The following is a 25,315-nucleotide window of genomic DNA, read 5'->3' on the forward strand; positions in this document are numbered from 1 at the left end:
GAAACCAGTTTTACGGTTCCGCCTCGCTAGGGAATGTCCATGTTTTCGCGTCGATTTCTTCTTGTAAGCAGCCTTGCCGCCGCCACGATCCCCACCGGCGTTTTGGTGCAATCAGCCGACGCGGCGCCCCGCGACAAGGCCTTCTTCCAGTCGATCTCCGGCGCCTGGAGCGGCCCCGGCGAAATCGTGGCCGGCAAGTACAAGGGCACGAAATTCACCTGCAACCTCACGGGCAAGCCGTCCGATGGCGGCAATGCGGGTGTCAAGCTCGACGGCACTTGCCGCGTCGGCGTCTTCCAGCAGCCGATGTCGGCCGAAATCACCCAGAGCGGCGGCTCCTATAGCGGGAAATTTTTGGACGGTGCGGCCGGCAAGGGTCTCGACGTCACCTCCGGCACGGTCAATGACGGCACCGTCGTTCTCGGACTGAACCGCCAGAAGCTGAACGGCGCCATGATCGCGCGTCTTTCGGACAACAAGTCGATGAATGTCACCATTTCGGTGAAGGTCGGCGAGCAGATGGTGCCGGTCATCGGCGTCACGCTGAAGCGCGCCGACGTCGACCAGATGGCCGTCGGATCGATCCAGTAGATTTCAGGCATCCACCCGTAATATAATATTGAAAGGCCGGCGATCTTGCCGGCCTTTTTATTTTGCGGTCCATTTCAGGCTGTTCGCCACCAGTCGCGGCTGTCATCCGCAACGTCGATGCTCTCGACATCGACATCCTGCAACCAGTCCCCGATCGTCCGGCCTTTCACCATGAGATCGCCCGCGAAATCGGCAAGCGGCATCAGCACGAAGCCGCGTTCCGTCATGCGAGGATGCGGGATCGTCAGCAGCGGCTCGGCCCGCTCCAGATTACCATAGGTCAGAACATCGATATCGATCGTCCGCGGCCCCCAGCGCTCGACCCGGACCCGCTTCATCTGCCGCTCGATATCGAGGCAGACGTCCAGCAAGGCTTCCGGCGTCAACGTGGTATCGATGGCGGCGCAGGAATTGTAGAAGAAGGATTGATCCGTCTTGCCCCATGGCGGCGTGCGGTAAAGCCGTGACACCGAAACCACCCGGCAATCGGCACGCGCCTCCAGCATGCGCAAGGCGAGCGCCATCGCGTGCACGGGGTTATCCAGATTGCCGCCCAGGCCGAGCGTCGTACGCACCGCTACGTTTTCAGGCAAAGTGCTCAATGCTCACCTGCACATAATCGAGAACACCCGGAACCGGGGCATTGGGTTTTCGCACCGTGATCTTGGCGCGGCGGATACTGGGAAAGCGACGGCACAATTCCTTGGCGACGTCCAGCGCCAGCGCTTCGATCAGATAACGCCGCCGCCCCGTGACGATCTCCTCGATGACGGTGAAGGCAACGCCGTAATTGACGGTATCGTCGATCGAATCGCGCTCCAACGCATCGCCGGCATCCACATCGAGCTCGGCATCGACGAAGAACCGCTGGCCGAGGAATTCCTCTTCGTCATGCACGCCATGGCGCGCAAAGAAGGCGCAATTCTGCAAGGTAATGGTGTAAGTCACAGCGCTCATGGCGTTTCTCCGTTTCGAACAGGCACGACGCGGCCAGAAAGCCGCTCCCTTGGTTCGAGCATCATGCTTTAAGTCTCGCGCGCGTCTTGAGAATAGCATCCGCGACCGCCAGCGCGTCCCTGTTGATTGCGACATTGTGTACGCGGAATAGAGCTGCCCCCTGCAGGCGCAGGATGGCATTGGTCGCAGCCGTCCCGACATCCCGATCGGGTGCGTCGCGGCCCGTTATGGTGCCGACGAACCGCTTGCGCGATGTCCCCACCAGCAAGGGAAGCTCGAAGCGAAGCAGCGCGCTGAACCTTGCCATCAGCTCCAGATTTTCATCGGCACTCTCCTTGGCGAAGCCGAATCCGGGGTCGAGAACGATATTCTGCCTATGGACGCCCGCCGCGGCGGCGATATCGAGCGATCGGCTGAGAAACAGCATCTGATCGTCGATCACATCGGGCAACTTCTGCCGGTCGCGTCCGGTGTGCATGATACAAAGCCCGGCGCCCGTCCGTGCCGCCACGCCGGCGATATCCGGCTCGCGCTGCAGGCCGAAGACATCGTTGACGATATGCGCGCCGGCGCCGATTGCCAGCCGCGCCGTGTCTGCGCGATAGGTGTCGACCGAGATCAGCGCGTCGGTTCTGCCGCGCAAGGCTTCGATGACAGGCAGCACCCGCCCCTGCTCCTCGCTGGCGTTGACGGCAGCCGCGCCGGGCTTCGTCGATTCGCCGCCGATGTCGACGATGGCAGCCCCCTCATCTATACAAGCCAATGCGTGCGCGACCGCCACATCGACGGCCTCGTAATGCCCGCCATCGGAAAAGGAATCCGGCGTCACGTTGACGATGGCCATGATGACGCTTTGCTGGCCGACATCGAGGCTACGTCCATGCGCGACATGCCAGGTTTGGCTGCGGAGCTCAGTCACGAACCGTCCCATCCCATTGAAAATGAAAAAACCGAGCACTTGATATTGCGCTCACAGTGGCTATGCCGCAAGGTTTCAGGAAGTTCAACATGGTAGCGACACGAATGCCGCTTGCGTCCTATAAGTTCAGTATTTCGTGCGCCTTGCTGCTCGCGCTCTGCATGCCCGGCATGGTCCATGCCGAAGTCATAGCCCGCAAATCCATTTCCTATTTCGATATAATGGGCAGCACAGCCGACGAGCTCGATGCCGCGCTGAACCAGCGCGGACCGCTTGCCATGGGGTCCAGCAGCCACCATCCTGGCGCAACGCGAATCCGCTTCGGCGGCAGCGCAACCTACAGCGAGGCGGACGGGCGCTGCTATATTTCCGGCGTCAAAGTCACGGTCGATACAGAGATCATCCTGCCGCGCTGGCGCGACCGGCGGCACGCCAACAAGCAGCTTTCCGTCATCTGGGACACCCTGGCGGCCGATATCCGCCGCCACGAAAACCGCCACGTCGAAATCGCTCGCCAGCATGCGCGGGAGATGGAGCGCCAGATCCTTTCGCTGCCGTCGGCAAAAGATTGCGATGCCCTTCAGGAAAAGGCAAACGAGGTGACGGCGCGGGAAACCGAACGGCACGATGCCGATCAGGCGCGTTTCGACCGCATCGAAGCGATCAACTTTCAAAACCGGCTGCAAAGGCTGCTTTACTACCGCAGCCGTCAAAACAGCCGGCAATAGGTCAGATTCGAGTGAATTTCGGCGATTCGGCCCTCGGATGAGCACCGACTGTGGGAAAAGAGCCACTATATCTGTGAATCGTCCAGCCGCATCGCTCTTTGAACTTTACGAGAATCTGAAATAGGTTTTTCCTATCGATTACAGGGATAAGCACACCGGATGATTCGCTGAATACCGGGTGAGGATCTCGAAAAGATCGGTTCAAATGCCTGCGCTGGCGGGTTTATTCGCTCTGCGGCGCAGCCGGGATTTGTTTTAAAGCATGCGCTAAGTGTTCTCCTGGCGCGTCCTGAAGCCGCAGGCGTTTCCTCCCTTGCCTGTTGGTGATGCGCCCGCCTTGCCTCGCTCGCTGCATCAGCTGAGCGGGGCATCTTTTTGAGGGCCGTCATCGGGCGGCCCTGTCCGGCGGACATCGCGAGGCTTTCGTCGGCAGGAAATCAGGCGTCAGGCCTGACGTTCCGGAACATGCACGACGAGCCCGTCGAGAGCGCCCGTCATCTTGATCTGACAGGAGAGACGCGAGTTCGGGCGGACATCGAAGGCGAAGTCGAGCATGTCTTCTTCCATTGCCTCGGGACTGCCGACCCGTTCGGTCCATTCCTCGTCGACATAGACATGACAGGTGGCACAGGCGCACGCGCCGCCGCACTCCGCCTCGATGCCCGGAACGGAGTTGCGGACGGCATTTTCCATCACGGTGGATCCCTCGTCGACATTGAGGTCAAAGCGTGTGCCGTCGAAAGCGACGATGGTCAGTTTGGTCATGTGGTGAATTCCGAATTTCGTGAATGAAGGACGATCGGAATTTTACTTCCAACAAATCGCTGGGGCAGTCAACATTTGCGCCGCCAAAACGGTTTGAACCGTCCGGCGGCGCAAGGGATGCATTCTGCCTGTCTTCTGAGCCCGCCGCTCAGCGCGAGAGCTTCAGGATGAAGTTCTCGGCCTCGACGACACATGTGGTCACGGCTGCCAGGCGCGCGGCGTCGCCGGTATCGCTCTCGAGCGCTCCGGCCGCATCGGCCACGCGAAAGGCGCCGACGGCGCCGGCTGCCCCTTTCAGCTTGTGCGTTGCCGCCTCGATGCGCCTGGGGTCGCCGCTGCAGATTTCCAGCAGGCAGGACCGCGCCTGCCTGGCGAACATCTGCAGCACCTCGACTTCCAGCGCCTTGTCGCCCATCGTCTGCTTTCCGAGATGAACGAGGTCGATCGCCCGCTCCCGCGACGGGGCGGCGCCCCGCGAATTGTCCGGAGATTCAAACGCGATGTTCAAAGCTGCCATGTGCCAATGCTCCCGTCTTTTATCTACGACTGTTTTAGGGACCTGCCGCATAGTTGCGGCCCGGACATGGCCATCCAGTTAAATTTTGGCACATCGAGGGCCTAAAACTCCGGACATGGTTAACGTGCGTTAAACATGCTCAGAATCTTGGATTTTCATGGCGTTATACAAGCAAAGAAGGTTAACGAGACCCTAACGATCCACTGCCTTTAAGGTGGAATTAATTGTCATGACTAGGGGAATGTGTCACTACGATACTGCTGAATTGGGTTCTTGGCACATGCCTTTGCCCAGGAAGTGGATGGTGGTAATGTTTTCATAACATCCGTTTGAAAAACCAGTTATCCACTCTGAAATGTAATGGGAAATCCAACCTCGGTATCGACCGAAGGCGGAGGACCCCACGGGAGGCAGGGTTCGTCTTTTCCGGACGCGGCGGAATGACCGGAAAAGACCACGGCAAGCCCGAGTGAGTTGTAACGAGGCGTAACCGCATGGCGAACAAAAAGTACATCGAGTCGGTCGAGGACAAGGCCTTTCAGGCGTTGGACGAAGCTTTGCAGATCGATTTCAGTGACGAGAGCTTGGAGTCCCGCAGCGGCACTACGCCCGATGTCCCGGAGCGAAATGTGTCTGAGCCGCCGAAACAGCCGATAAAGCAGACCAGGGATGACGCAGCCCGCCAGACCGGCGGCGCGCGCAGCACGGCCGCCCCTGCGGCAACGCCCCGCCCCGCCGAGGCGCCGAAGAACCCGAACCTCGCCGCCGCCAACGATGGCAGCCGGGCAAGTTCGGCAAGCCTGCTGAGGGCGCTCGACGGAGGTTCCCAGAGCCGCGCGGTGCGCAACGCCACGATTTTCTCGCTATTCTGGATCATCGGCGGCGCCGGCCTTGCCTTCATGCTTTACGGCCCGGAGATCCGGAACATCCATTCGATAGCGGATCTGGCCGCGCTCCCGGGCGTCATAGCCTGCATCGTCGGCATCATCGTTCCGGTACTTCTTTTCTATGCCTTCGGCATGATGATTTCGCGGGCGCACGATATGCGCAACGCGGCACGCTCCATGGCGGAGGTCGCCTTGCGCCTCGTCGAGCCCGAAACCGTCGCCTCCGAGCGCATCATGACGGTCGGTCAGGCCGTACGCCGCGAAGTGTCGGCAATGAATGAGGGCATCGAGCGCACCATAGCGCGCGCTACCGAGCTGGAAACCCTCGTCCACACAGAAGTCAATGCTCTCGAACGCAGCTACGCCGACAACGAACTGCGCGTTCGCGGCCTCGTCCACGAGCTGGGCGCAGAGCGGGATGCGATCGTCAATCACGCCGAGCGTATCCGCTCGTCGATCGTCGGCGTCCACGATCAGATCAGGGAAGACCTGTCGCTGGCGACCGAAGAGATTGCCGTGCGCCTCTCCACATCGGGCGAGGCCTTCGCATCGATGATCGATACGCGTGCCGCAGCGCTGATGGAAAAGTCTGATTCCGCCGTCCAGGCGCTCGGCACCCTGCTTGCCGCCAAGACGGACAGCCTGCTGCAGAACCTGAACGCCTCGGGCCTGGCCCTCAGCCACGAATTCGATACCCGCCTGGAATCCCTTTCGTCGACCTTGTCCGAACGCGGCAAGGACCTGCTCGGCCAGTTCGAAACCCGCGCCTCGACGCTCGACGCAAACACGGAAAAGCTGAATTCCGCACTCAACGAGCGCGCCCGTCAGCTTAACGAAACGCTGGTCGCCCGCACCAAGGAAATCAGCGAAAGCCTCAGCGGCGGCGAGCAGTCCATCACGGGTACGCTGGACAATGTGCTGTCGCGCCTCAACACGGCGCTCGATGAAAAGGGTGCGAGCTTCCGCCAAAGCCTGCAATCCACTGCCGACGATGCCATCATGGACATCGACCTGCGCTCCGGTTTCTTCGAGGAGCGCTTCCAGTCGACGATCGCGCAGCTTTCGACCACCTTCGACAAGCGCGTATCGGAATTCACCTCGGCCTTCGACAAGCGCGCCGGTACGCTGGATACCAAGCTTTCGGAAAGCCTGTCCCGCATCAATCAGTCTCTCGGCAGCAATTCGGACGCAATCGAGGGTATTCTGACCTCCAGCATCGAGCGCCTCGGCTCGCACCTCACCGACCAGTCTTTCGCACTCGCAACGACCCTGGCCACCGGCCAGGAAGTGCTGGAAAGCGCAATCGGCTCCAAGGCGAACGAGATCACCTCGGCGCTTCAGAACGCCACGACAGGCATTTCATCTGCCCTCACCTCCGGCACGAGCGAACTGAACACCGCGCTTGCCTCGCATGCCGGCGCCTTCACCTCGGCCGTGCAGGGCGTAACGAAGGAAGTCTCGGCCGCCCTGCAGAGCGGCACCGAAGAGCTCACCACCGCCTTCACCGGTCGCGCCAGCGATATCAACAACACCCTCTCCGCTCGCACCAGCGAGATTACCCAGGCATTGGGCTCCGCCCACGAGCGCATCGACACGGTGATGGCCTCCCGCAGCAGCGCCCTTTTCGGCGCGCTGGCGGATAACCAGTCTCGTTTCGAGCAGACGCTCGCCGAGCGTTCGGACGCGATTACCAGCGCCGTCAGCGGATCCCATGAACATCTGACCGCCGCCCTCGACGAACGCACATCGATGCTGGCAATCTCGCTCGCCGAGAGCCAGCTTCGCCTCGAAAACACGCTGGCGAGCCGGGCGGACGCCATCAACGGCGCCCTTGCCGACACGCATGAAAAGCTGGCGGATACGCTCGACGACAAGACGATGGCGCTCGCCATCGCGCTTTCCGAGAGCCAGTCACGCTTGGAAGAGACCGTTTCCGGTCACGCCGAGCACGTTGCCGGCACTCTCGACGCCAAGACCAAGGAGCTCGCTCAGGCACTTGCCGCAGGTCAGGCCCGTCTCGAAAGCACCGTTTCCGGCCATGCCGAAAACGTTACCAACGCCCTCGACGACAGGACGATGGCGCTCGCCATCGCCCTTTCCGAAAACCAGGCACGGCTTGAAGAAACCGTTTCCGGTCACGCCGAACACGTTGCCGGCACTCTCGACGCCAAGACCAAGGAACTCGCCCGGGCGCTTGCCGAAGGCCAGACCCGGCTCGAAGGCACGGTTTCGGGTCATGCCGAGCGCGTTGCCGGCACCCTGGATGCCAAGACCACCGAACTCGCGCGCGCACTTGCCGAAGGTCAGGCCCGCCTCGAAAGCACCGTTTCCGGTCATGCCGAAAACGTTACCAACGCCCTCGACGACAGGACGATGGCGCTCGCCATCGCCCTTTCGGAAAATCAGGCCCGTCTCGAAGAAACCGTTGCCGGTCATGCCGAACGGGTAGCCGGCACGCTCGAAGGCAAGACCAATGCTTTGGCCTCCGCCTTGACCAGCGGTCAGGCGCGGCTCGAAGAGACCCTCGCCAATCGTGCCGAGGCGATCATCAGGGCATTTGCGGGTAATCACAACGCCTTGGCCGAGGCACTCGATGACAGAGCAATGGCGCTCGCCATCGCGCTCAATGAGAGCCAGTCACGCCTGGAAAACACCGTTGCCGGCCATGCCGACCGCGTTGCAAACAGCCTGGACGACAAGACGAGGGCATTGGCCGTCGCACTTTCCGAAAGTCAGGCGCGCCTTGAGAACGCCGTCTCCGGCCATGCAGAGGGCGTCGCAAGCACGCTGGACGACAAGACGATGGCGCTCGCCATCGCACTGTCGGAAGCGCAGGCCCGCCTCGAGGACACCGTCTCCGGTCACGCCGACCGCGTTGCCAACAGCCTGAACGACAAATCGAGGACATTGGCCGCGGCTCTCTCCGAAAGCCAGGCGCGCATCGAGAGCGCTGTTTCCGGCCACGCCGAAAGCGTCGCAAGCACCCTGGACGACAAGACGATGGCGCTCGCCATCGCACTGTCGGAAGCCCAGGCCCGGCTCGAAGACACCGTCTCCGGCCATGCCGACCGCGTTGCAAACAGCCTGGATGATAAGACAAAGGCATTGGCCGTCGCACTTTCCGAAAGTCAGGCGCGCCTTGAGAACGCCGTTTCCGGCCATGCCGAAGGCGTCGCAAGCACGCTGGACGACAAGACGATGGCACTCGCCATCGCACTGTCGGAAGCGCAGGCCCGCCTCGAGGACACCGTCTCCGGTCACGCCGACCGCGTTGCGAACAGCCTGAACGACAAGTCGAGGACATTGGCCGCGGCTCTTTCCGAAAGCCAGGCGCGCATCGAGAGCGCTGTTTCCGGCCACGCCGAAAGCGTCGCAAGCACCCTGGACGACAAGACGATGGCGCTCGCCATCGCACTGTCGGAAGCCCAGGCCCGCCTCGAAGATACCGTCTCCGGTCACGCCGAGCGCGTTGCCGATACGCTTGAAGGCAAGACAAAGGCGCTCTCCGATGCATTGACATCCGGCCAGTCGCGCCTCGAAGCGACGCTTGCCAACCGCGCCGAGGCGATCACCAACGCATTCACCAGCAACCACAACACCCTTGCCGATGCGCTGGACGACAAGGCGATGGCTCTGGCCATTTCGCTTTCCGACACCCAGTCCCGCCTCGAGGATGCGGTATCGAACCGCATCGACGCTCTCTCCGAAACCGTCGCCGGCACGCACGACAAGATCGTCAACAGCCTCGACGACCGGACGATGTCGCTGGCAGTCGCTCTTTCGGAAAACCAGGCCAAGCTCGAGGAAACCCTCGCGAACGGCGCAAAGGCTATCGCCCATACCGTCTCCAGCAGCCATGAGGCACTGACCAACACGCTCGACGACAAGAGCATGGCCTTCGCAATCTCGCTTGCCGAAAACCAGAACCGCTTCGAAAGCACGCTCGAATCTCGTGCCAACGCCCTGCTCGACAGCGTCTCCGGCGCTGAATCGCGGGTCGCCGGCGCCTTCGGCGACAAGGCTGATGCCATCCGTGCCGCTTATAGCGAGAACCAGGACCGCCTCGATCGCTCGCTGGCGGCCCACACGGACGCTCTGTCCGAAATGCTCGGCAGCAACAGCGATCGCGTCGAGACCGTTCTCGGCACGACGGCGCGTCATCTCGAAAACACGCTCGGCGCCGGCCTGTCTCAGATGGATCAGAACCTTGCCTCGGCCTACGAGCGCATGCGCTCCACGCTGGAAGACCGCAGCAACGCCATCAATCTGGCTCTGCGCGACGCTCACGAGCAGATCGACAACACGCTGTTCGAGCAGACGACGGCGATCGGCACCTCCATCGCAACCAGCGCCAGCATGCTGGAAATGTCGCTCGAAGACCGCGAGGCCTCGCTGCGCCAGACCATCGACACCAGCGCCAAGACCTTGGAAGAGCGCCTCAAGAGCGGCGCGGGCGACATTGCCGGCCGTATCCAGCAGGCAGCAGGCGACATCGCGCGCTCGGCCGAAACCTTCTCGTCCAACCTCAACCAGACGATTGAAGGCGTGACCAACCGCTTCTCCGAGACCGGTTCTCGCGTCGAGGCCAGCCTGTCGGCCCTTGAAAACCGCGTGCTGGAAGGCATCACCGGCGTCACCACCCAGGTCGATGCCGCCGGCAACCGTCTCTCCGATACGCTGGCGAGCGGCGCGGCACAAATCGACAATAGCAGCAACCAGGCTACAGCCCGTATCGACGAGCGCCTTTCGACCATGGATCGCGCCCTCAATCTCGGCCTGGAAGCCGTCAACCGCACGATCGAAGGCAAGGCCGCCAATCTCGCCACGACCCTGCGCACGGCCGTTGCCGATGCAGCGCAGGGCATGGATACCGAAGCGACCCGCACCGCCGATCTGCTCGCCAACACCGGCCAGCAGTTTGCCGAAAATCTCGGCAGCCACAGCGATGCCTTCACACGCGCCATGACAGAGCGCTCCGACGAGCTCGTCAACCGCGTCTCGGAAACGCAAAACCGCCTGGCAAGCCAGGCCGCCGCCGTGGCCCAGACCTTCTCGGAGGCAGGCAACGCAATCGTCAACAAGGTTGCCGAAGCCGAGGGCCTCGTCAGCAATCAGGTCAGCACGATCTCCCAGGCCTTGTCTTCGGCCGAGCAGTCGCTGGAAGCCCGCGGTGCGGCCATCCGCAATACGCTGACCAACGGCAGCGAGCAGATCGTCTCCACCATGACCCAGGTCGAACGTGCGCTCGACGAGCGCGGCACGGCCATCCGCACCTCCCTGGAAGAGCGTGCCCGCGAAATCAATGACACGCTTGCCGATGTCGACAAGGCACTGGAAGCGCGCGGCTCCTCCATCCGCACTTCGCTCGACGAGCGGACACGCGAGCTGAACTCGATGCTGGCCGGACGTTCCACCGAGCTCTCCCGCCTGATCGACGAAAAGGCCCGCCCGATCGTCGATCGCTATGCGGCGACCGGTCAGGAAGCGGCGGCCCTCATCTCGGCCGCTGCCCAGGAAAGCACCGAGCGCCTGCGGGCCGAAAACGCGGCCCTGATCAACGCGATCGCATCGCGTACCGAACATGCCGTCAGCACGGTCAGCGCTCTGGAAAACAACCTGCTTGCGAGCGTCAACGGCATCATCGCGCGGCTTGCGGAAAACAACTCCGCGATCGCCGGCCTGCTGACCAACGCGGCAGCCGAGTTCGCGAGCGTGGATGACCGCCTGAGTGCAACGTCGACACGCTTTGCCGAGTCCGCGACGAAGGCCGGCGAGATGGTTTCGGCTTCCAGCCGCCTCCTCGAAGGCAAGGTGGACAAGCTGTCGGAAATCACCGGTCAGACCCTGTCGCAGGTCGGCAGCATCGTCGGCCGCTTCGACGATCACTCCAAGGTGCTGACGCAAGCCTCGCAGCTTCTGGGCGCCGCCCAGTCGAACCTCGTATCGACGCTGGAAGAACGTGAATCGGCCCTGCAGAACCTGGCGGTCGGCCTCGTTCAGCGCTCGGAGGAGATCGAGAACACCATGCGCGCCCTCGGCTCGATGGTGGAAACCGCCTTCGACCGTGCGGAACAGCGCTCCAACCAGGTCACCGGCAATCTCCGCCAGAGCGTCCAATCCTCCTTTGCGGATATCGGCCGCGTTCTCTCGGATGCCGAGAAGCGTGCGGAGGAAGCGGCGGAAAACATGCGCGGCTCGCTGGCAAAGGCCGGCGAAGAAGCAAGCCAGGCCGTCGAAGGTACATTCGCCAGCGCCGAACGCCGCTCCGCCGACCTGACCAGTCGCCTGCGCGGCGGCCTGACGGCTTCGCTGTCGGAGGTCGAACAGATGCTGGCCGATGCGGGCAAGATATCCGATACGACGGCGCAACAATTGCGCGAGACGCTGCGTGTCGCTGTCGATGACGCCGTTGGCCGCTTCGCCGGCGCGACGGACGAGATCCGCCGCTCGGCCGGCGATATCCGCCGGGAACTCGATCTGACCCGCAGCGAACTGAAACGCGGCGCCTTCGACCTTCCCGAGGAGGCAAAGGAGAGCGCCGCGGCCATGCGTCGCGCCGTCGCCGAGCAAATCAAGGCTCTGCAGGACATCTCGCAGATCGTCGGCCGCTCGACGCAGCAGCTGGAAATTTCCGAGCCGGCAGCCCGTGCGCTCGCAGATGCGCAGCCGGCACAACGCCCGCGGCCCGCAGCGCCTGCCCCGGCGGCGGCCGCTCCAAGGCCGCAGCAGCCAGCGCCGCAACACCCTGCGCCGCAGCAGCCCGCCCCCCAGCAAAGCGTGCAACAACAGCCGGCACCGCAGCCGCAGCAGCCTTCCATCGAGTCCCTGGGTCTTCGCGGGTCCATTCCTGCTGACCGTCCGGCGGCTCAGCCACAGCGTCCGGCCGAAACGCCGGCTCCGGCTCGCCAGGAAACTGCGGGCGGCGGCTGGATCAGCGATCTGCTGCGCGGCGCGTCGCGTGACGAAAATGCCGATCTGCAGCCGGCCCGGCAGGCGGCGCCCCGCACTCAGACGGAAGCGCCCACCCCCGTCGCACGCAATCCGCGCCACGTCGTAGAGTCGCTGAATTCGCTTTCGGTCGACATCGCCCGCGCGATCGATCACGACGCCTCCGTCGATCTCTGGCGCCGTTACCAGCGCGGCGAACGCGACGTATTCACGCGCCGTCTCTACACGCTCAAGGGCCAGCAGACCTTTGACGAAATCAAGCGCAAGTATGACCGCGAGCCGGAGTTCCGCACCGCAGTCGATCGCTACATCGCCGATTTCGAAAAGCTGCTGGCCGATGTCGCCCGTACGGATCGCGATCAGACTGTCACGCAATCCTATCTCACCTCGGACACGGGCAAGGTCTACACGATGCTGGCCCACGCCGCCGGCCGCCTGAGCTGAGATAGATCCAGCGAGTGCTCAATCCCCGGCTAAACGCCGGGGATTTTGATTCATGGCATCGGCACAAAAAGGGCGGTCTCTACGGACCGCCCCCGCTTTGTTCGACGATGATCGTCCGATTACCGGGCTTCGTGTACCTTCGAGATCAAACCGCTGGTAATGCCGACAAGCAGGAAGTTGCTGTTGATGCGAACCCAGTGATAGCCGCGCGGCGGTGCCGACAGCCGATAGGCATGATAGTCGACGTCTGTCGCGCGGCGCCGGTCGGAAGCCGATAGGCGCCGCCCTTTGACCCAACCGCCCTTGCGGATGACGACCTTCCTCTTCACGACCTCCTTCTGGACTACGGCCTGCTTGCCGGCCGGCGCCGGCTTGATCTGCGCTGCGGCCGCCAGCGGCATCGCCAGGACGGACCCGGCAAGAAGGACGGCGAAGAGTTTTCTCATTGGTTGTTTCCTCGTTTCAGAATCTGTGCGCGAACTTATCGCGGCGGACATGAAACGAATCTGACGATTGGATTACAATTCGGTAATGGAGATGCCACCCTGCCGGAATATTTCCAGTTGGAGCAATTCCAGGAAAAGTGCGCAACGGTTTCCCATCCGGAATCGTTTAAAACAAAGAAATAGAGCTGTTCCGCCATTCCGTGAAACGCGAAACCGCTCTATCGCGAGAGTCGGCCTGTGATTTCACAGTTCGTCATAATTGAACCAGTCGAAATCCGCTGTCTTTGCCCGCCCGGACGTATCGAAGGCAAACATGCCCGCAAAAGCGCCGGTGAATGACCCGTGCTCGCCGCGTCCACCCTCATCCGAGATAACGCCCGCGTCAAGCACCGGCCCGATAGCTTGCCATGCGCCCATGCCCTCGGCCTGCCAGAAGAACTGCAGATCGTTGTCGCACACTTCCATGGCAAGCTGTATCCGTCCGTCCGGCACGGCGACACCGCCTTCGATCGGAAAGCTCAGCCGCCCGGCCGGATAATCGCCCGGGCAGGTCATGATGGTGACGCAGCGGCCGAGCTTCTCGTGCAGCGTCACGGCAATGGCATGCAGCTTGAAGCGATTGTAATAATGCGTCAGCCCGGCAACCTGCTGATAAGTATCCGGCTCGAATTCAACGACGGTTTCGGCGCGGAAACTGTGATGCTCCTGACGGCGGGCGACGAGCGATTGCTCGAACCAGGAACCGATGCTCTCACGGGCGAAAAGCCGCAAGTGGCCGGGGCGCTCCGTCAGGCTGAAAATACGCTCCGGCTGCGGCGTGCGCAGCCATTGGAAATCCATGGGCAGCTTGCCCTCATCGAAATGATAGCCGCTGCGGCGCGGCTTTTCGATACGTGCGGCACCATTCAGGCCCCGCATCTCCACGTCGGGAATGCCGGTGCCGTTTTCAAGATAGAGCCAGTCATCCTCCTTCCAGACGCATTTCTGCAGGGCGGCTTCGCGACCGAGCGTGCAGCGGCGATGCGGCGGCAGCGGCCGTCCGCAAAGATGCGTATGATAGAACTGGCCGTCATGCGTCTCGACATATTGGCCGTGACCGGCGCGCTGCAGCGCCGCTTCCGGATGATCTTTCGAGGTGATCAGATATTTATCCGGATGCAGTTCGTAAGGACCGGCAATGTCGCGGGATCGGGCCATGGTCACGGCATGATCGTAACCGGTGCCGCCTTCGGCCGTGGTCAGATAGTACCAGCCGTTACGCCTGAAGAGATGCGGCCCTTCCACCAGCCCCAGTTCCGTGCCTGAGAAAATGTTCCTGATCGGCCCCTTCAGAGATTTTTCCGCCGCATCCCATTCCTGCAGCAGGATGCCGTCGAAAGCCGGCGTTTTCGGCGAGCCGCCGTAGCTCTCGGTGCGGTGGTTCCATTGCATGTTGACGAACCACTTGCGTCCGTCATCGTCGTGGAACAGCGAAGGATCGAAACCCGAGGAATTGACGTAGGCCGGCTCGGACCACTCGCCACCTATAGTCGGCGAGGTCACGATGTAGTTATGGGCATCCTTGAAGTTGCCGTCGTAGCGCTTGACGTCCGTATAGACGAGCCAGAACAGGCCGTCCGCATAAGAGAGGCAGGGCGCCCAGATACCGCAGCTGTCCGGCTCGCCTCGCATGTCGAGCTGCGACGCTCGCTCCAAAGGCCGCCTGACGAGCGCCCAGTTCACCAAGTCGCGCGAATGATGGATCTGCACGCCCGGATACCATTCGAATGTCGAGGTGGCGATATAGTAGTCCTCGCCGACACGGCAGATAGACGGATCGGGATTGAAACCCGGCAGGATCGGATTGCGGATCATGGAACTCTCTCCTCCTGAGACCTCGACGAGCGGCGGTATGAAGCAAGACGCCCGGACCTCGGGTCCGGGCGTTTATGATGATCAGTCGCGTTCGGCCGATTTGGCCCAGAGGTTGATGTCCGCCTCCTTGGCATAGACATCGATCTGCTTCAGCTCTTCCGCCGTGAATTCGAGATTGTCGAGCGCCTTGACGCAATCGACGATCTGCGACGAACGGCTGGCGCCGATCAGGGCCGAGGTGATACGGCCACCGCGCAGAACCCAGGCAATCGCCATCTGCGCCAGCGTCTGGCCGCGCCTCTCGGCAATCTCGTTGAGCTTGCGGATATTGTCGATGATCGACGGACGGATGAAGTCGCGCTTCAGGAAATGGTTCTGTGCCGCGCGGCTGTCGTCCGGAATGCCGCCGAGATACTTGGTCGACAGCATGCCCTGCGCCAACGGCGAGAAGACGATGGAGCCGATGCCAAGTTCTTCGAGCGTATCCACCAGGCCGTCATCCTCGACCCAGCGATTGAGCATGGAATAGCTCGGCTGGTGAATGAGGCAAGGCGTGCCGAGGTCCTTGAGGATGGCGGCTGCCTCACGCGTACGCTGCGAATTGTAGGAGGAAATGCCGACATAGAGCGCCCTGCCCGAACGGACGATATGGTCGAGCGCACCGCAGGTTTCTTCGAGCGGCGTGTCCGGATCGAAGCGGTGGGAATAGAAGATATCGACATAGTCGAGACCCATGCGCTTCAGGCTCTGGTCGCAGGAGGCGATCAGATACTTGCGGCTGCCCCATTCGCCGTAAGGACCCGGCCACATGTCGTAACCCGCCTTGGAGGAGATGATCAGCTCGTCGCGCAGGCCGGCGAAATCGGTGCGCAGGATTTCGCCGAAAGCGGTCTCGGCGCTGCCGGGAGGCGGACCGTAATTGTTGGCGAGATCGAAATGGGTAATGCCGAGATCGAAAGCCGTGCGGCACATGTCGATCTTGCGGTCATGCGGCGTGTCGCCGCCGAAATTGTGCCAAAGCCCCAGCGAGACCGCCGGCAGCTTCAGGCCGGAGCGACCGACCCTGTTGTATTTCATTTTCGCATAGCGGTCGGATGCCGGTTGCCAAGCCATGATAATTATTCCTTCGAGATGAAAAAGCGCGCGGGTTGCCTACCCGCGCGCAAACTAGCTTTTCCTGCGCTTACTTCAAGAGCGCTTGTGCCTCTTCGATGCCAAGTGCTGCCGGCTGCGTGCAGGTCGTGGTCAGATCGATGAAACGGCCCTCCTCCCCGGACTTCAGGATCGACGTCATGACGTCGACGCCATGCAGCGTACGATCGAGCGAGCAACGCGCGTCGCGACCGTCGATCAGCGATGCCGCCATATCGGCAAGGCCGGCCGTGCGATAGTTGGCGCGCGGGCCGCTCGGGCTTTCCTGGTTGGCGATGCCGAAAGGATGCGCCCAGTTTTCCAGCGGCTTGATGTCCTTGTCGCGGCCGCTCGCCTCCACCGTGCCGCCGAAGAAGTTCGGATCGGGCACATAGAGCGAACCCTCGGTGCCGTAGAGCTCCATATTGGCATGGCGATGCGACCAGACATCCCAGCTTGCCGTCAGCGTGATCCGCGCGCCGCTGACGAATTCCAGCAGCGCCTGGATCGTCGTCGGCGTCTTCACCGGAATGGTTTCGCCGTTGCGCGGCTGGCTGGTGATGGTGCGGGTCGGCGATGCCATGGAGGTCATCGCGCCGACGCGCTTCACCGGGCCGATCAGGTTGATGAGGTTGGCGATGTAATACGGGCCGAGATCGAGGATCGGGCCGCCGCCGGGCAGGAAGAAGAAGTCCGGATTCGGATGCCACATTTCCATGCCGGGGCTCATGACGTAGCAGGCGCCCGAAGTGATCCGGCCGATACTGCCATCATCGATGAACTTGCGCGCGAGCTGATGCGCGCCGCCGAGGAAGGTATCGGGAGCGCAGCCGACGGCCAGCCCTTTTTCCTTGGCGATGCGGCGCAGCTCTTCGCCCTGCTCCAGCGTCAGCACCAGCGGCTTTTCGGAGTAGACATGCTTGCCCGCTTCGAGGATGCGCTTGGAAACCGGAAAATGCGCATCCGGAATGGTCAGGTTGACGATGACGTCGAGCTCGTCATTGGCGAGCAGTTCGTCGATGGTCTGGGCCTTGACCTTATATTCCTCGGCGCGTGCCCGCGCCGCTTCCATGTTGATATCGGCGCAGGCCAGCACCTTCAAACCTTTGAAGAGCGGGGCGAGCGAAAAGTAAGTCGTTGAGATGTTGCCGCATCCGATGATGCCGACGCCAAGTTCCTTAGCCATGTGGAAATGCCTCAAAAGCTCTTGAAGGATGCGATGGAGCGCGTGATCAGGCGATCGACATCGCTCGGATTGTCATGCTCGACGACGAAGTGCTTGGCCTTGGTGCCGGCGAGCGCCTTGAGCAGCTTTGCCCACGGAACCGTGCCGTGGCCGACATCGGCCCAGCCGTCTTCGTTCTTGTTCTCGCCGGCCGGCGCGATGTCCTTGACATGAACGGCGGTAATGCGCGGACCGAGCTTTTCGATCCAGGCGAAGGGATCGCCGCCACCGCGGATGACCCAGGCAATATCGGCTTCCCAGGAAATATCCGGGGCAGCTTCGAAAATCTGCTCGATCGGCAACGAACCATCGGCCTGCTTCACGAATTCGAAGTCGTGATTGTGCCAGCCGAATTCGAAACCGGCATCCTTGTAAGGCTTGCTCATTTCATGGAGGCGCTTGCCGAAAGCGCGCCAGCCAGCGGCGTCCGTCGGGCGCTGATCGGCGGCGATGTGCGGCGCATAGATCGAATCCATGCCGAGTGTCTTGCCGATCGTCAGCGACTTCTGCACTTCACCGTCGAGGAAATCCGGGCTGAAATGGCCGCTTGCCATCGTCAGGCCGTTCTTGTCGAGTTCGGCGCGCAGGTTCTTCAAGCCGGTCTCGTCCAGATCGGCATAAATGCCGCCGAAGCCCTCGACTTCGGCATAGCCGGCCTTGCCGAGCTTGACGAAGATCTCCGAATAGGGCTGGAAATTGCGGGCGCTGTAGAGCTGAAATCCAAGTTTCGTCATCGATAGTCCTCCAATGGCCTCCCGGCCTTCTGTCTTGGGCTTTTCGCCCCGAAAACGCCGCCGTGGCGGCGCGATAGCTCAATCCCACCTACTGGCTGTCGACCGACTGGCTGGATTGCAGATCGTAGATACGGAAATCCGGCACGCTGCCTGCCAGCGGCCTGGCCGGCGTGAAGACGATGCGTCGGCTTTCACCGGCGGCGAGATCGAAGGCGTTGTCGGAATAGCGCCCGTCCACTTCGCTCTCGATCATCACGAACAACGCAAGTCCCTTGGCGGTGACGGTGAGCTCCACCGTCCCGTTCTCCTCCTTCTCCTCCCTGAGCACCGTCAGCCCGGCGGGCTGAAGCTCGAGCGCCTTGTAGGTGCCGTGGACATAATGCCCTTCTCCGCCCATGCCGTTCGATGCGGTGAAACGCCACGCCAGCAGGCAATCGGCCGGCACTTGATCCGCGTCGATCGACAATGCCGTGACGGCCGCATCCGGCGTGCAGACGGCATGCGCCGTCGTCAGCGGCACGCGCTCGCCATCGAGCTTCAGCAGCGATACCGAAATATCCACCGTCACATCGACATTGGTGTCGTTGACCAAGGAAAAGCGGATCGTCTTGTTGTCTTCGGATGGAATTGCCGCGACCGATACCGGCTGGAAGAAGCGCCGCACCAGATAGTGCATGACCTTCCATCGGCCGCCGTAGTCCAGGCTGGACCACGAGGCCACCGGCCAGGTGTCGTTGAGCTGCCAGTAGATGGTGCCCATGCAATGCGGCTTCAGCGACCGCCAATATTCCACCGCCGTCTTGATGGCGAGGCCCTGCTGCACCTGGCTCAGATAGACGAAATTCGGGAAATCCTTCGGGAAGCGGAAATAGCGGAACATCGTGCCGGCGATGCGCTCGTTGCCGCCGGCATTCTTCTGGTGCAGCTCCATGACCGGAGAGGCGATGTTCATGTCCTTCGCTTCCGCATAGGTCTTGATGACGGGCAGCGAAGTGTAGGACTGGAAGCCGAATTCGGAGCAGAAGCGCGGCCGCACCGAACGATAGTTGTCGAAGGACTTGTTCTCGTGCCAGACCGACCAGTAATGCATGTCACCGGAGCCATCGGCATGCCAGGCGTCGCCGAAATTGAGGTAGCCCGACGCCGGGCTCGACGGCCACCAGATCGCATCCGGCAGCGCCTTCTTCATCGCCTTCTCGATCGTCCTGTTCAGACGGTCGTAGGAGACGAGGTAGCGGTCGCGATCTTTACGGGACTCTTCGAACCAGGTGAGCGCGCCCACCAGCTCGTTATCGCCGCACCAGAGAACGATGGAGGGATGTGTCGCCAGCCGGCGAACCTGGTAGCCCACCTCCGCCTCGACATTCTCCAGGAAATCGCCAGTTGACGGATAAAGATTGCAGGCGAACATGAAGTCCTGCCACACCATGAGGCCCAGGCGGTCGCAGGTCTCGTAGAACCAGTCATGCTCGTAGAAACCGCCGCCCCAGACGCGGATAGCGTTCATATTGGCCGCCGCCGCCGATTGCAGCAGATCCTCGGTCGCCGCGGGATTGGAGCGCGAAAACAGCGCATCCGCCGGAATCCAGTTGGCCCCGCGCGCAAAAATCTCGCGGCCGTTGACCTTCAAAGCAAAGCGGCTACCCGCATCATCCTCGGTGGTGATCAGTTCGACCGTGCGCAGGCCGATCTGGCGGGTGACGGTTTCGAAATTGGTTTCGACGGAGAGCGCATAGAGCGCCTGCTCGCCATTGCCGGCTGGCCACCAGAGCCTGGGCTTTTCGACGTGGAAGACATGGGTGATCGAGGTTTCCCCGGCATTGACGCCGACGTCGAGGCGCACCCGCTCGTCTTCGAGCGAAAAATAGAGTTGCGCGATGCCGGTTCCCTTGGCGAACAGCGCCACCGTCACCTTGAGGTCGACAGAGCCGTCGTCGTTGTGAGACTGCTGGGTGACGACACTTTCGATGCGCGCGATCTCAAGCTTTTTCAACGCAATGGTGCCGTAGAGGCCAAGCGGCGCAATCGCGATATTCCAGTCCCAGCCGAAATGGCACTGCGGCTTGCGCAGCATGTTGCCGTTCGGGATGGGAGAATTGCCTGTGCTGTAGGGAATATAGAAGGGCTGCTTCGCCTGCAACGCGGCCCCGGTGGCGATGCTCGAATGCAGCACGATGCGAATGGTATTCTCACCCGTCTTCAATGCCTTCGAGACATCGGGACGATAACGCTGGAAGCAATTGTTGCCCTCCAGCACCAGCGCATCGTTGACGTAGACGCTCGCGACCGTGTCGAGATAGTCGATGTCGAGATACCAGTCTCCGCCGGCATCATCGAGCGTGAAGCTGCGCGTCAGCTCCCAATCCTGTTTGGCGACCCACTGCACGACCTCTTCGTTACGCGCGAAATAGGGATCGGGAATAAGCCCTTCCGCATGCAGCGCCGAGTGAACATCACCGGGCAGAGACATGGGTAGCGAATGGTCGCTGTCGGGAGACGTCAGCCTCCACGCCCCGGCCAGATCGACGGTGAAGCTATCATTGATCGAAGACGACATCGGACCTCCCCGGACCGCTATGAGGCGGAGGCGGTCAACCCGCCTCCATTGCATGGGATCATATTCTGAGTTCTGTCTGCGCATCAAAGAGCGATGCGAGAGACATGTCAAAGCCGAGTTTCACGGCCGAACCGGGGCCGAACCGCCTGGAGCCATTGACGCGGACCGACATGGTATGGCCGGCATGCTTCAACCACAGCAGGTTATCGGCGCCCATCGGTTCCTCGATGTCGACGGTAGCATTGTGAACCTCGGCGCCAGAAGCCAATTCTTCATTGACCTTGATATGTTCGGGACGGACGCCCAACACGACCTTGCGCCCGGCCTGCAGCGTCTCCCCGGTCTTGTACCCGTCGAGGGAGAACAGCACGTCATTGGTCGCGAACACCACCTTGCCCTCGCGATTGACCAGCTCGCCGCGCAGGAAGTTCATGGACGGCGATCCGATGAAGCCGGCAACGAAAAGATTGCGCGGCTCGTTATAGATCGTCGTCGGGTCGTCGAGCTGCATGATGACGCCGTTCTTCATGATGGCGATACGGTCGGCGAGCGTCAGCGCCTCGATCTGGTCGTGGGTGACGTAGATCATCGTGTTCTTCAGCGACTGGTGCAGCCGCTTGATTTCCACGCGCAGTTCCGAGCGCAGCTTGGCGTCGAGGTTCGACAGCGGCTCGTCGAAGAGGAAGACATCGACATCGCGCACCAGGGCGCGGCCGATGGCGACGCGCTGGCGCTGCCCGCCCGAAAGCTCGGCCGGCTTGCGCTTCAGGAGCGGCTCGATCTGCAGGATCTCGGCGGCACGCGCGATGCGCTTCTTGATCTCATCTCCCGGCACCTTGGCGACGCGCAGCCCGAAGGAGAGGTTCTTTTCCACCGACATCTGCGGATAGAGCGCATAGGACTGGAACACCATGCCGATGCCGCGATCCTTGGGCTCTTCCCAGGTGACGTTCTTGCCTTTGATGAAGATCTGCCCTTCGCTGATGTCGAGCAGGCCGGCGATGCAGTTGAGCAAGGTCGACTTGCCGCAGCCCGACGAGCCGAGAAGCACCAGGAACTCGCCGTCATTGATTTCGAGATTGAGATTTTTCAGAACGTTGACCGACCCGAAGTTGAGCGAAAGGTCTTTGATGGAAACGCTGCTGGTCATGGATCACCCCTTCACTGCGCCGGCGGCGATGCCCCGGACGAAGAGCCGTCCGGACACGAAATAGACGATAAGCGGCACCGCGCCGGTCAGTAGCGTTGCGGCCATGTTGACGTTGTATTCCTTGACGCCCTGCACGGCGTTGACGACGTTGTTGAGCTGCACGGTCATTGGGTAATTCTGCGTGCCGGCGAAAATCACGCCGAACAGGAAGTCGTTCCAGATGCCGGTGATCTGGATGATCATGCCGACGACGAAGATCGGCAGCGACATGGGCAGCATGATGCGCAGGAAGATCTGCCAGAAGCCCGCGCCGTCGACGCGCGCCGCCTTGAAAAGCTCGGGCGGAAGCGAGGCGAAATAGTTGCGGAAGAGCAGCGTGTTGATCGGCATGCCGAAGATCGTATGCACCAGCACGATGCCGCCAAGCGTCGAGAACAGGCCGAGCTGTCGCAGCACCATGACGAGCGGATAGAGCATGACCTGATAGGGGATGAAGGCGCCGAACAGCAGGATCGTGAAGAAGATTTCCGATCCCTTGAAGCGCCAGTTGGCAAGCGCATAGCCGTTGACCGAGGCAATCGCGATGGAAACGATGACGCTCGGAACGAGGATCTTCACCGAGTTCCAGAAGCCGACCTGAATGCCGTGGCAATAAAGCCCGGTGCAGGCCTGCGACCACGCTTTCACCCACGGCTCGAAGGTGATTTCCATGGGCGGCGCGAAGATATTGCCCATGCGGATCTCCGGCATACCCTTGAGCGAGGTGACGACCATCACATAGAGCGGCAGGAGATAATAGAGAGCGGCCAGCCCGAGAATGCCATAGAGCATGACCGTGCGCGGTTCGAAACGGCGCTTGGGCTTGGTGCCCGAAGGTTCGATGGTAGCGGCAAGTGCCATGGGTTCCTCCCTTACCGGCGCTTCTGGCGGAACTCGATGAGAGCCCACGGCACGACGAAGATGAACACTGTGACCAGCATGACGGTGGAGGCGGAAAGCGCCTGGCCGAGATTGGAGCGCTGGAACATGAAGTCGTAGACGTACTTGGCCGGCATTTCGGATGCGAAGCCCGGCCCGCCTGCCGTCATGGCGACGACCAGATCGTAGACGCGCACGATGCCCGAGGCGACGATGACGAGCGTAGTGACGAAGACGCCGCGCATCATCGGAATGACGACGAAAATATAGGTCCGCCAGGCCGGAATGCCGTCGACGCGCGACGCCTTCCAGATTTCGCCGTCGATCCCTCGCAGGCCCGCCAGCATCAGCACCATCACGAGCCCCGTGCCCTGCCACAGTCCGGCGATGACCAGCGCGTAGAGCACGGTCTTCTGATTGCCGAGAAGCGCGAAATTGAAGCCCGTAAAGCCCATGTCCTGCATCAGCTTCGGCAAGCCTAGCTGCGGATCGAGAATCCACTGCCAGACAAGACCGGTCACGATGAAGGACAGAGCGAAGGGATAAAGGAAAATGGTTCGGAAGGTATTCTCGAAACGAATCTTCTGATCCATCAGCACGGCCAGAAAGAAGCCGACGACGAAAGCGAAAACCAGGCTGAGAATGCCGTATGTCGCAAGATTGCCGATCGAGATGTTCCAGCGATCGGTGCCCCACAGGCGCTGATACTGCGCCAGGCCGATGAAGTTGGAGCTCGGCAGCAATTTGGAGTCGGTGAACGAATAGATGACGGTCCAGAGCGTACAACCGACGAAGACGACGATCACGGTCAGCACCATCGGAATGGCGGCGATCTTCGCATTGAGATTACGGAACAGACCAAGTGGCCGGACAGCGTTAGCCATCGATACCTCCGTTGGTGGCGCACATCGGGACAGGCGAGAAACTCTCCCGCCCCGATGCCTGCCATCGCGATTGATAGATGGTCGTTTGGTTACTGCGCCTGCTTGATGATGGCGGCCTGCTTCTCGATCGCCTCATCCACGGTCATCTTGGACGAGAAGAACTGCAGCCCGAGGTCGGTCATCTGGCCGCGGGTATCGGGATCGAGCAGCTGCGTCACGCCCGGCAGGACGTTGTCCGGGTTCTGGAGAATCTCCAGACCCTTCTTCATGCAGCTGTTGGCGGAGGCCAGATCGACGTCGCCGCGAACCGGCAGCGATCCCTTGGCGAGGTTGAACTTCACCTGGGTTTCCTTGGAGACCAGCATGCTCGCAAGCTCGAGCTGAGCCTTGGTGATGTCGGCGTTGCTGTTCTTCGGGAAATAGAAGCTGTCGCCGCCGGTATCGAGCAAGCCGTGGAAGCCGAGACCCGGCAGGCAATCGTAATCCTTGCCGGCAACCTGCTTGGCGACGCCGAATTCGCCCTGCGCCCAGTCGCCCATGATCTGGCCGGCGGCCTTGCCTGTTATGACCATGTTGGTGGCGACGTTCCAGTCGCGGCCAGAATAGCTCTCGTCGACCATGTCGCGCGCCTGTGCGAAAGCATCCCAGACCTTGCGGTTCTCGGGGCTGCTGACCGCATCGGCGTTCTTCTTGTCGTAGATCGCCAGATAGGTCTCCTTGCCGCCGATGCCGATCTGCATGACGTTGCGGATGCCGTCGACCTGCCAGGGGGCGCCGGTGGCGAGCGGAACGATGCCCTTCTCGCGCAGCTTCGGCGCATCGGCCGCGAATTCATCCCAGTTGGCCGGAACCTTCATGCCGTTGTCTTCGAAGACGTGCCGGTTGAGCCACAACCACTGCCAGGAGTGGATATTGAGCGGCACGCAATAGATGCGTCCCTCGTAGGTGCAGGAGGCCAGCAGGCTTGCCGGACGAATGATGTCCTTCCAGTGTTCCTTCTCGGCAAGATCGGTGAGATCCGTCATCAGGCCGGCCTTGACGAGCTCTTCGGCATCGCGGCCCGTGTTGAGCTGCGTGGCGCCCATCGGATTGCCGCCGAGAATGCGGCTGACGATCAGCGGCGTTGCCGTCGAACCCGAACCGGCGATCGCGCCGTCGACCCAGTGATTGTCGCCAAGAGCATTATATTGATCAGCCAGAACCTTCACGGCAGCTGCTTCACCGCCCGATGTCCACCAATGCGTTACCTCAAGATCGGTCGCATTTGCTGAGTAAGCGGGAATCGCGACAGATGCGAGCAAAGCGGCAGCCATCAAACGAATATTCATGAGTTCTCCTCCCTCACTGAAACGTTGCCGGAAAAACCTAGTCGAATCATTTTCGGCGCGCAACCGGCAATCCAAAAATTTTTCCGAAGGCCGAAATATACAATCTATAGATGCGTATCCCTGTGGAAGATAGGCTTCATACGGAGTGCGAATGATGAGGATATTGATCCAAAAAATTTCAATAATATATTGAAATATCTATATATTACTCGGGTATCAATCGCTGAAAACCGGTGCATCGCTTTGCTTCCGAAAAGTTTTCCGGTTGCACCGCGAAACGCAACCAGAAGAGCATCATCTGTATCACACATCAAAATAAAGCTCGACATTCC

Annotated in this window: 18 protein-coding genes; 3 read left to right on the forward strand and 15 right to left on the reverse strand. The window is 61.4% G+C overall.

Translation table 11 applies throughout. From position 1 onward, the window contains the following. Positions 1–39: 39 nt before the first annotated feature. Positions 40–591 (forward strand): hypothetical protein, encoded by a 552-nt coding sequence (locus tag ACJJVH_RS07300; RefSeq protein ID WP_412064999.1) that lies wholly within the window; start codon positions 40–42, stop codon positions 589–591. Positions 592–665: 74 nt separating this feature from the next. On the opposite strand, the gene folK is transcribed toward ACJJVH_RS07300, so the two are convergent. The 3 genes from folK to folP form a co-directional block, all read right to left on the reverse strand. Then, positions 666–1,115, reverse strand: coding sequence for a 2-amino-4-hydroxy-6-hydroxymethyldihydropteridine diphosphokinase (folK, locus tag ACJJVH_RS07305; protein WP_412065145.1), 450 nt, complete (start codon positions 1,113–1,115; stop codon positions 666–668). Between the two features lie 61 nt (positions 1,116–1,176). Continuing rightward, on the reverse strand, positions 1,177–1,548 hold the full coding sequence (gene folB / locus ACJJVH_RS07310; RefSeq protein WP_112797584.1) for a dihydroneopterin aldolase: 372 nt from the start codon (positions 1,546–1,548) through the stop codon (positions 1,177–1,179). A gap of 61 nt (positions 1,549–1,609) precedes the next feature. Then, positions 1,610–2,479 (reverse strand): dihydropteroate synthase, encoded by an 870-nt coding sequence (gene folP / locus ACJJVH_RS07315; protein WP_112798132.1) that lies wholly within the window; start codon positions 2,477–2,479, stop codon positions 1,610–1,612. 92 nt (positions 2,480–2,571) lie between these two features. Here folP and ACJJVH_RS07320 point away from each other — a divergent pair, with 92 nt between their 5' ends. Beyond that, positions 2,572–3,195: a DUF922 domain-containing protein gene (locus tag ACJJVH_RS07320; protein ID WP_112797586.1), complete on the forward strand. Its 624-nt coding sequence runs from the start codon at positions 2,572–2,574 to the stop codon at positions 3,193–3,195. 444 nt (positions 3,196–3,639) lie between these two features. Here ACJJVH_RS07320 and ACJJVH_RS07325 read toward each other — a convergent pair whose 3' ends face one another. Both ACJJVH_RS07325 and ACJJVH_RS07330 read right to left on the reverse strand, forming a co-directional pair. Further along, positions 3,640–3,960 (reverse strand): 2Fe-2S iron-sulfur cluster-binding protein, encoded by a 321-nt coding sequence (locus ACJJVH_RS07325; RefSeq protein WP_112797588.1) that lies wholly within the window; start codon positions 3,958–3,960, stop codon positions 3,640–3,642. Positions 3,961–4,108: 148 nt separating this feature from the next. Next, positions 4,109–4,477, reverse strand: coding sequence for an Hpt domain-containing protein (locus ACJJVH_RS07330; protein WP_412065000.1), 369 nt, complete (start codon positions 4,475–4,477; stop codon positions 4,109–4,111). A 494-nt stretch (positions 4,478–4,971) separates the two neighbouring features. On the opposite strand from ACJJVH_RS07330, the gene ACJJVH_RS07335 reads away from it, so the two are divergent. Beyond that, on the forward strand, positions 4,972–12,756 hold the full coding sequence (locus ACJJVH_RS07335; RefSeq protein ID WP_412065001.1) for a hypothetical protein: 7,785 nt from the start codon (positions 4,972–4,974) through the stop codon (positions 12,754–12,756). 119 nt (positions 12,757–12,875) lie between these two features. On the opposite strand, the gene ACJJVH_RS07340 is transcribed toward ACJJVH_RS07335, so the two are convergent. The 10 genes from ACJJVH_RS07340 to ACJJVH_RS07385 form a co-directional block, all read right to left on the reverse strand. Beyond that, positions 12,876–13,202: an RcnB family protein gene (locus ACJJVH_RS07340; protein WP_412065002.1), complete on the reverse strand. Its 327-nt coding sequence runs from the start codon at positions 13,200–13,202 to the stop codon at positions 12,876–12,878. 243 nt (positions 13,203–13,445) lie between these two features. Further along, on the reverse strand, positions 13,446–15,056 hold the full coding sequence (locus ACJJVH_RS07345) for a glycoside hydrolase family 43 protein (RefSeq protein ID WP_412065003.1): 1,611 nt from the start codon (positions 15,054–15,056) through the stop codon (positions 13,446–13,448). An 81-nt stretch (positions 15,057–15,137) separates the two neighbouring features. Further along, entirely contained in the window at positions 15,138–16,169 is a 1,032-nt protein-coding gene (mgrA, locus tag ACJJVH_RS07350) for an L-glyceraldehyde 3-phosphate reductase (protein WP_412065004.1), read from the reverse strand. A 70-nt stretch (positions 16,170–16,239) separates the two neighbouring features. Continuing rightward, positions 16,240–17,373 (reverse strand): Gfo/Idh/MocA family protein, encoded by a 1,134-nt coding sequence (locus ACJJVH_RS07355; protein ID WP_112797599.1) that lies wholly within the window; start codon positions 17,371–17,373, stop codon positions 16,240–16,242. Between the two features lie 11 nt (positions 17,374–17,384). After that, entirely contained in the window at positions 17,385–18,146 is a 762-nt protein-coding gene (locus ACJJVH_RS07360) for a sugar phosphate isomerase/epimerase family protein (protein ID WP_112797601.1), read from the reverse strand. 88 nt (positions 18,147–18,234) lie between these two features. Next, positions 18,235–20,703: a beta-mannosidase gene (locus ACJJVH_RS07365; protein ID WP_412065005.1), complete on the reverse strand. Its 2,469-nt coding sequence runs from the start codon at positions 20,701–20,703 to the stop codon at positions 18,235–18,237. 58 nt (positions 20,704–20,761) lie between these two features. Further along, the gene (locus tag ACJJVH_RS07370) at positions 20,762–21,853 is read right to left on the reverse strand and encodes an ABC transporter ATP-binding protein (protein WP_412065006.1); all 1,092 of its coding nucleotides are present in this window, start codon (positions 21,851–21,853) and stop codon (positions 20,762–20,764) included. Positions 21,854–21,856: 3 nt separating this feature from the next. After that, on the reverse strand, positions 21,857–22,753 hold the full coding sequence (locus tag ACJJVH_RS07375) for a carbohydrate ABC transporter permease (RefSeq protein ID WP_112797607.1): 897 nt from the start codon (positions 22,751–22,753) through the stop codon (positions 21,857–21,859). 11 nt (positions 22,754–22,764) lie between these two features. Beyond that, positions 22,765–23,655 carry a carbohydrate ABC transporter permease gene (locus ACJJVH_RS07380; RefSeq protein WP_112797609.1) on the reverse strand — a complete coding sequence of 297 codons (891 nt, stop codon included), beginning with the start codon at positions 23,653–23,655 and terminating at the stop codon, positions 22,765–22,767. 89 nt (positions 23,656–23,744) lie between these two features. Next, a complete protein-coding gene (locus ACJJVH_RS07385; protein WP_113356786.1) occupies positions 23,745–24,983 on the reverse strand; it encodes an ABC transporter substrate-binding protein in 1,239 nt (412 codons plus the stop codon). Positions 24,984–25,315: the final 332 nt, after the last annotated feature.

The organism is Rhizobium sp. SYY.PMSO (assembly GCF_046840415.1).
Classification (GTDB): domain Bacteria; phylum Pseudomonadota; class Alphaproteobacteria; order Rhizobiales; family Rhizobiaceae; genus Rhizobium.

Excerpts from the sequence above, each read along its gene's own strand:
- ACJJVH_RS07300 (WP_412064999.1), top strand. The coding sequence starts at position 40 with ATGTTTTCGCGTCGATTTCTTCTTGTAAGCAGCCTTGCCGCCGCCACG.
- folK (WP_412065145.1), bottom strand. The coding sequence starts at position 1,115 with ATGGCGCTCGCCTTGCGCATGCTGGAGGCGCGTGCCGATTGCCGGGTG.
- folB (WP_112797584.1), bottom strand. The coding sequence starts at position 1,548 with ATGAGCGCTGTGACTTACACCATTACCTTGCAGAATTGCGCCTTCTTT.
- folP (WP_112798132.1), bottom strand. The coding sequence starts at position 2,479 with ATGGGACGGTTCGTGACTGAGCTCCGCAGCCAAACCTGGCATGTCGCG.
- ACJJVH_RS07320 (WP_112797586.1), top strand. The coding sequence starts at position 2,572 with ATGCCGCTTGCGTCCTATAAGTTCAGTATTTCGTGCGCCTTGCTGCTC.
- ACJJVH_RS07325 (WP_112797588.1), bottom strand. The coding sequence starts at position 3,960 with ATGACCAAACTGACCATCGTCGCTTTCGACGGCACACGCTTTGACCTC.
- ACJJVH_RS07330 (WP_412065000.1), bottom strand. The coding sequence starts at position 4,477 with ATGGCAGCTTTGAACATCGCGTTTGAATCTCCGGACAATTCGCGGGGC.
- ACJJVH_RS07335 (WP_412065001.1), top strand. The coding sequence starts at position 4,972 with ATGGCGAACAAAAAGTACATCGAGTCGGTCGAGGACAAGGCCTTTCAG.
- ACJJVH_RS07340 (WP_412065002.1), bottom strand. The coding sequence starts at position 13,202 with ATGAGAAAACTCTTCGCCGTCCTTCTTGCCGGGTCCGTCCTGGCGATG.
- ACJJVH_RS07345 (WP_412065003.1), bottom strand. The coding sequence starts at position 15,056 with ATGATCCGCAATCCGATCCTGCCGGGTTTCAATCCCGATCCGTCTATC.
- mgrA (WP_412065004.1), bottom strand. The coding sequence starts at position 16,169 with ATGGCTTGGCAACCGGCATCCGACCGCTATGCGAAAATGAAATACAAC.
- ACJJVH_RS07355 (WP_112797599.1), bottom strand. The coding sequence starts at position 17,373 with ATGGCTAAGGAACTTGGCGTCGGCATCATCGGATGCGGCAACATCTCA.
- ACJJVH_RS07360 (WP_112797601.1), bottom strand. The coding sequence starts at position 18,146 with ATGACGAAACTTGGATTTCAGCTCTACAGCGCCCGCAATTTCCAGCCC.
- ACJJVH_RS07365 (WP_412065005.1), bottom strand. The coding sequence starts at position 20,703 with ATGTCGTCTTCGATCAATGATAGCTTCACCGTCGATCTGGCCGGGGCG.
- ACJJVH_RS07370 (WP_412065006.1), bottom strand. The coding sequence starts at position 21,853 with ATGACCAGCAGCGTTTCCATCAAAGACCTTTCGCTCAACTTCGGGTCG.
- ACJJVH_RS07375 (WP_112797607.1), bottom strand. The coding sequence starts at position 22,753 with ATGGCACTTGCCGCTACCATCGAACCTTCGGGCACCAAGCCCAAGCGC.
- ACJJVH_RS07380 (WP_112797609.1), bottom strand. The coding sequence starts at position 23,655 with ATGGCTAACGCTGTCCGGCCACTTGGTCTGTTCCGTAATCTCAATGCG.
- ACJJVH_RS07385 (WP_113356786.1), bottom strand. The coding sequence starts at position 24,983 with ATGAATATTCGTTTGATGGCTGCCGCTTTGCTCGCATCTGTCGCGATT.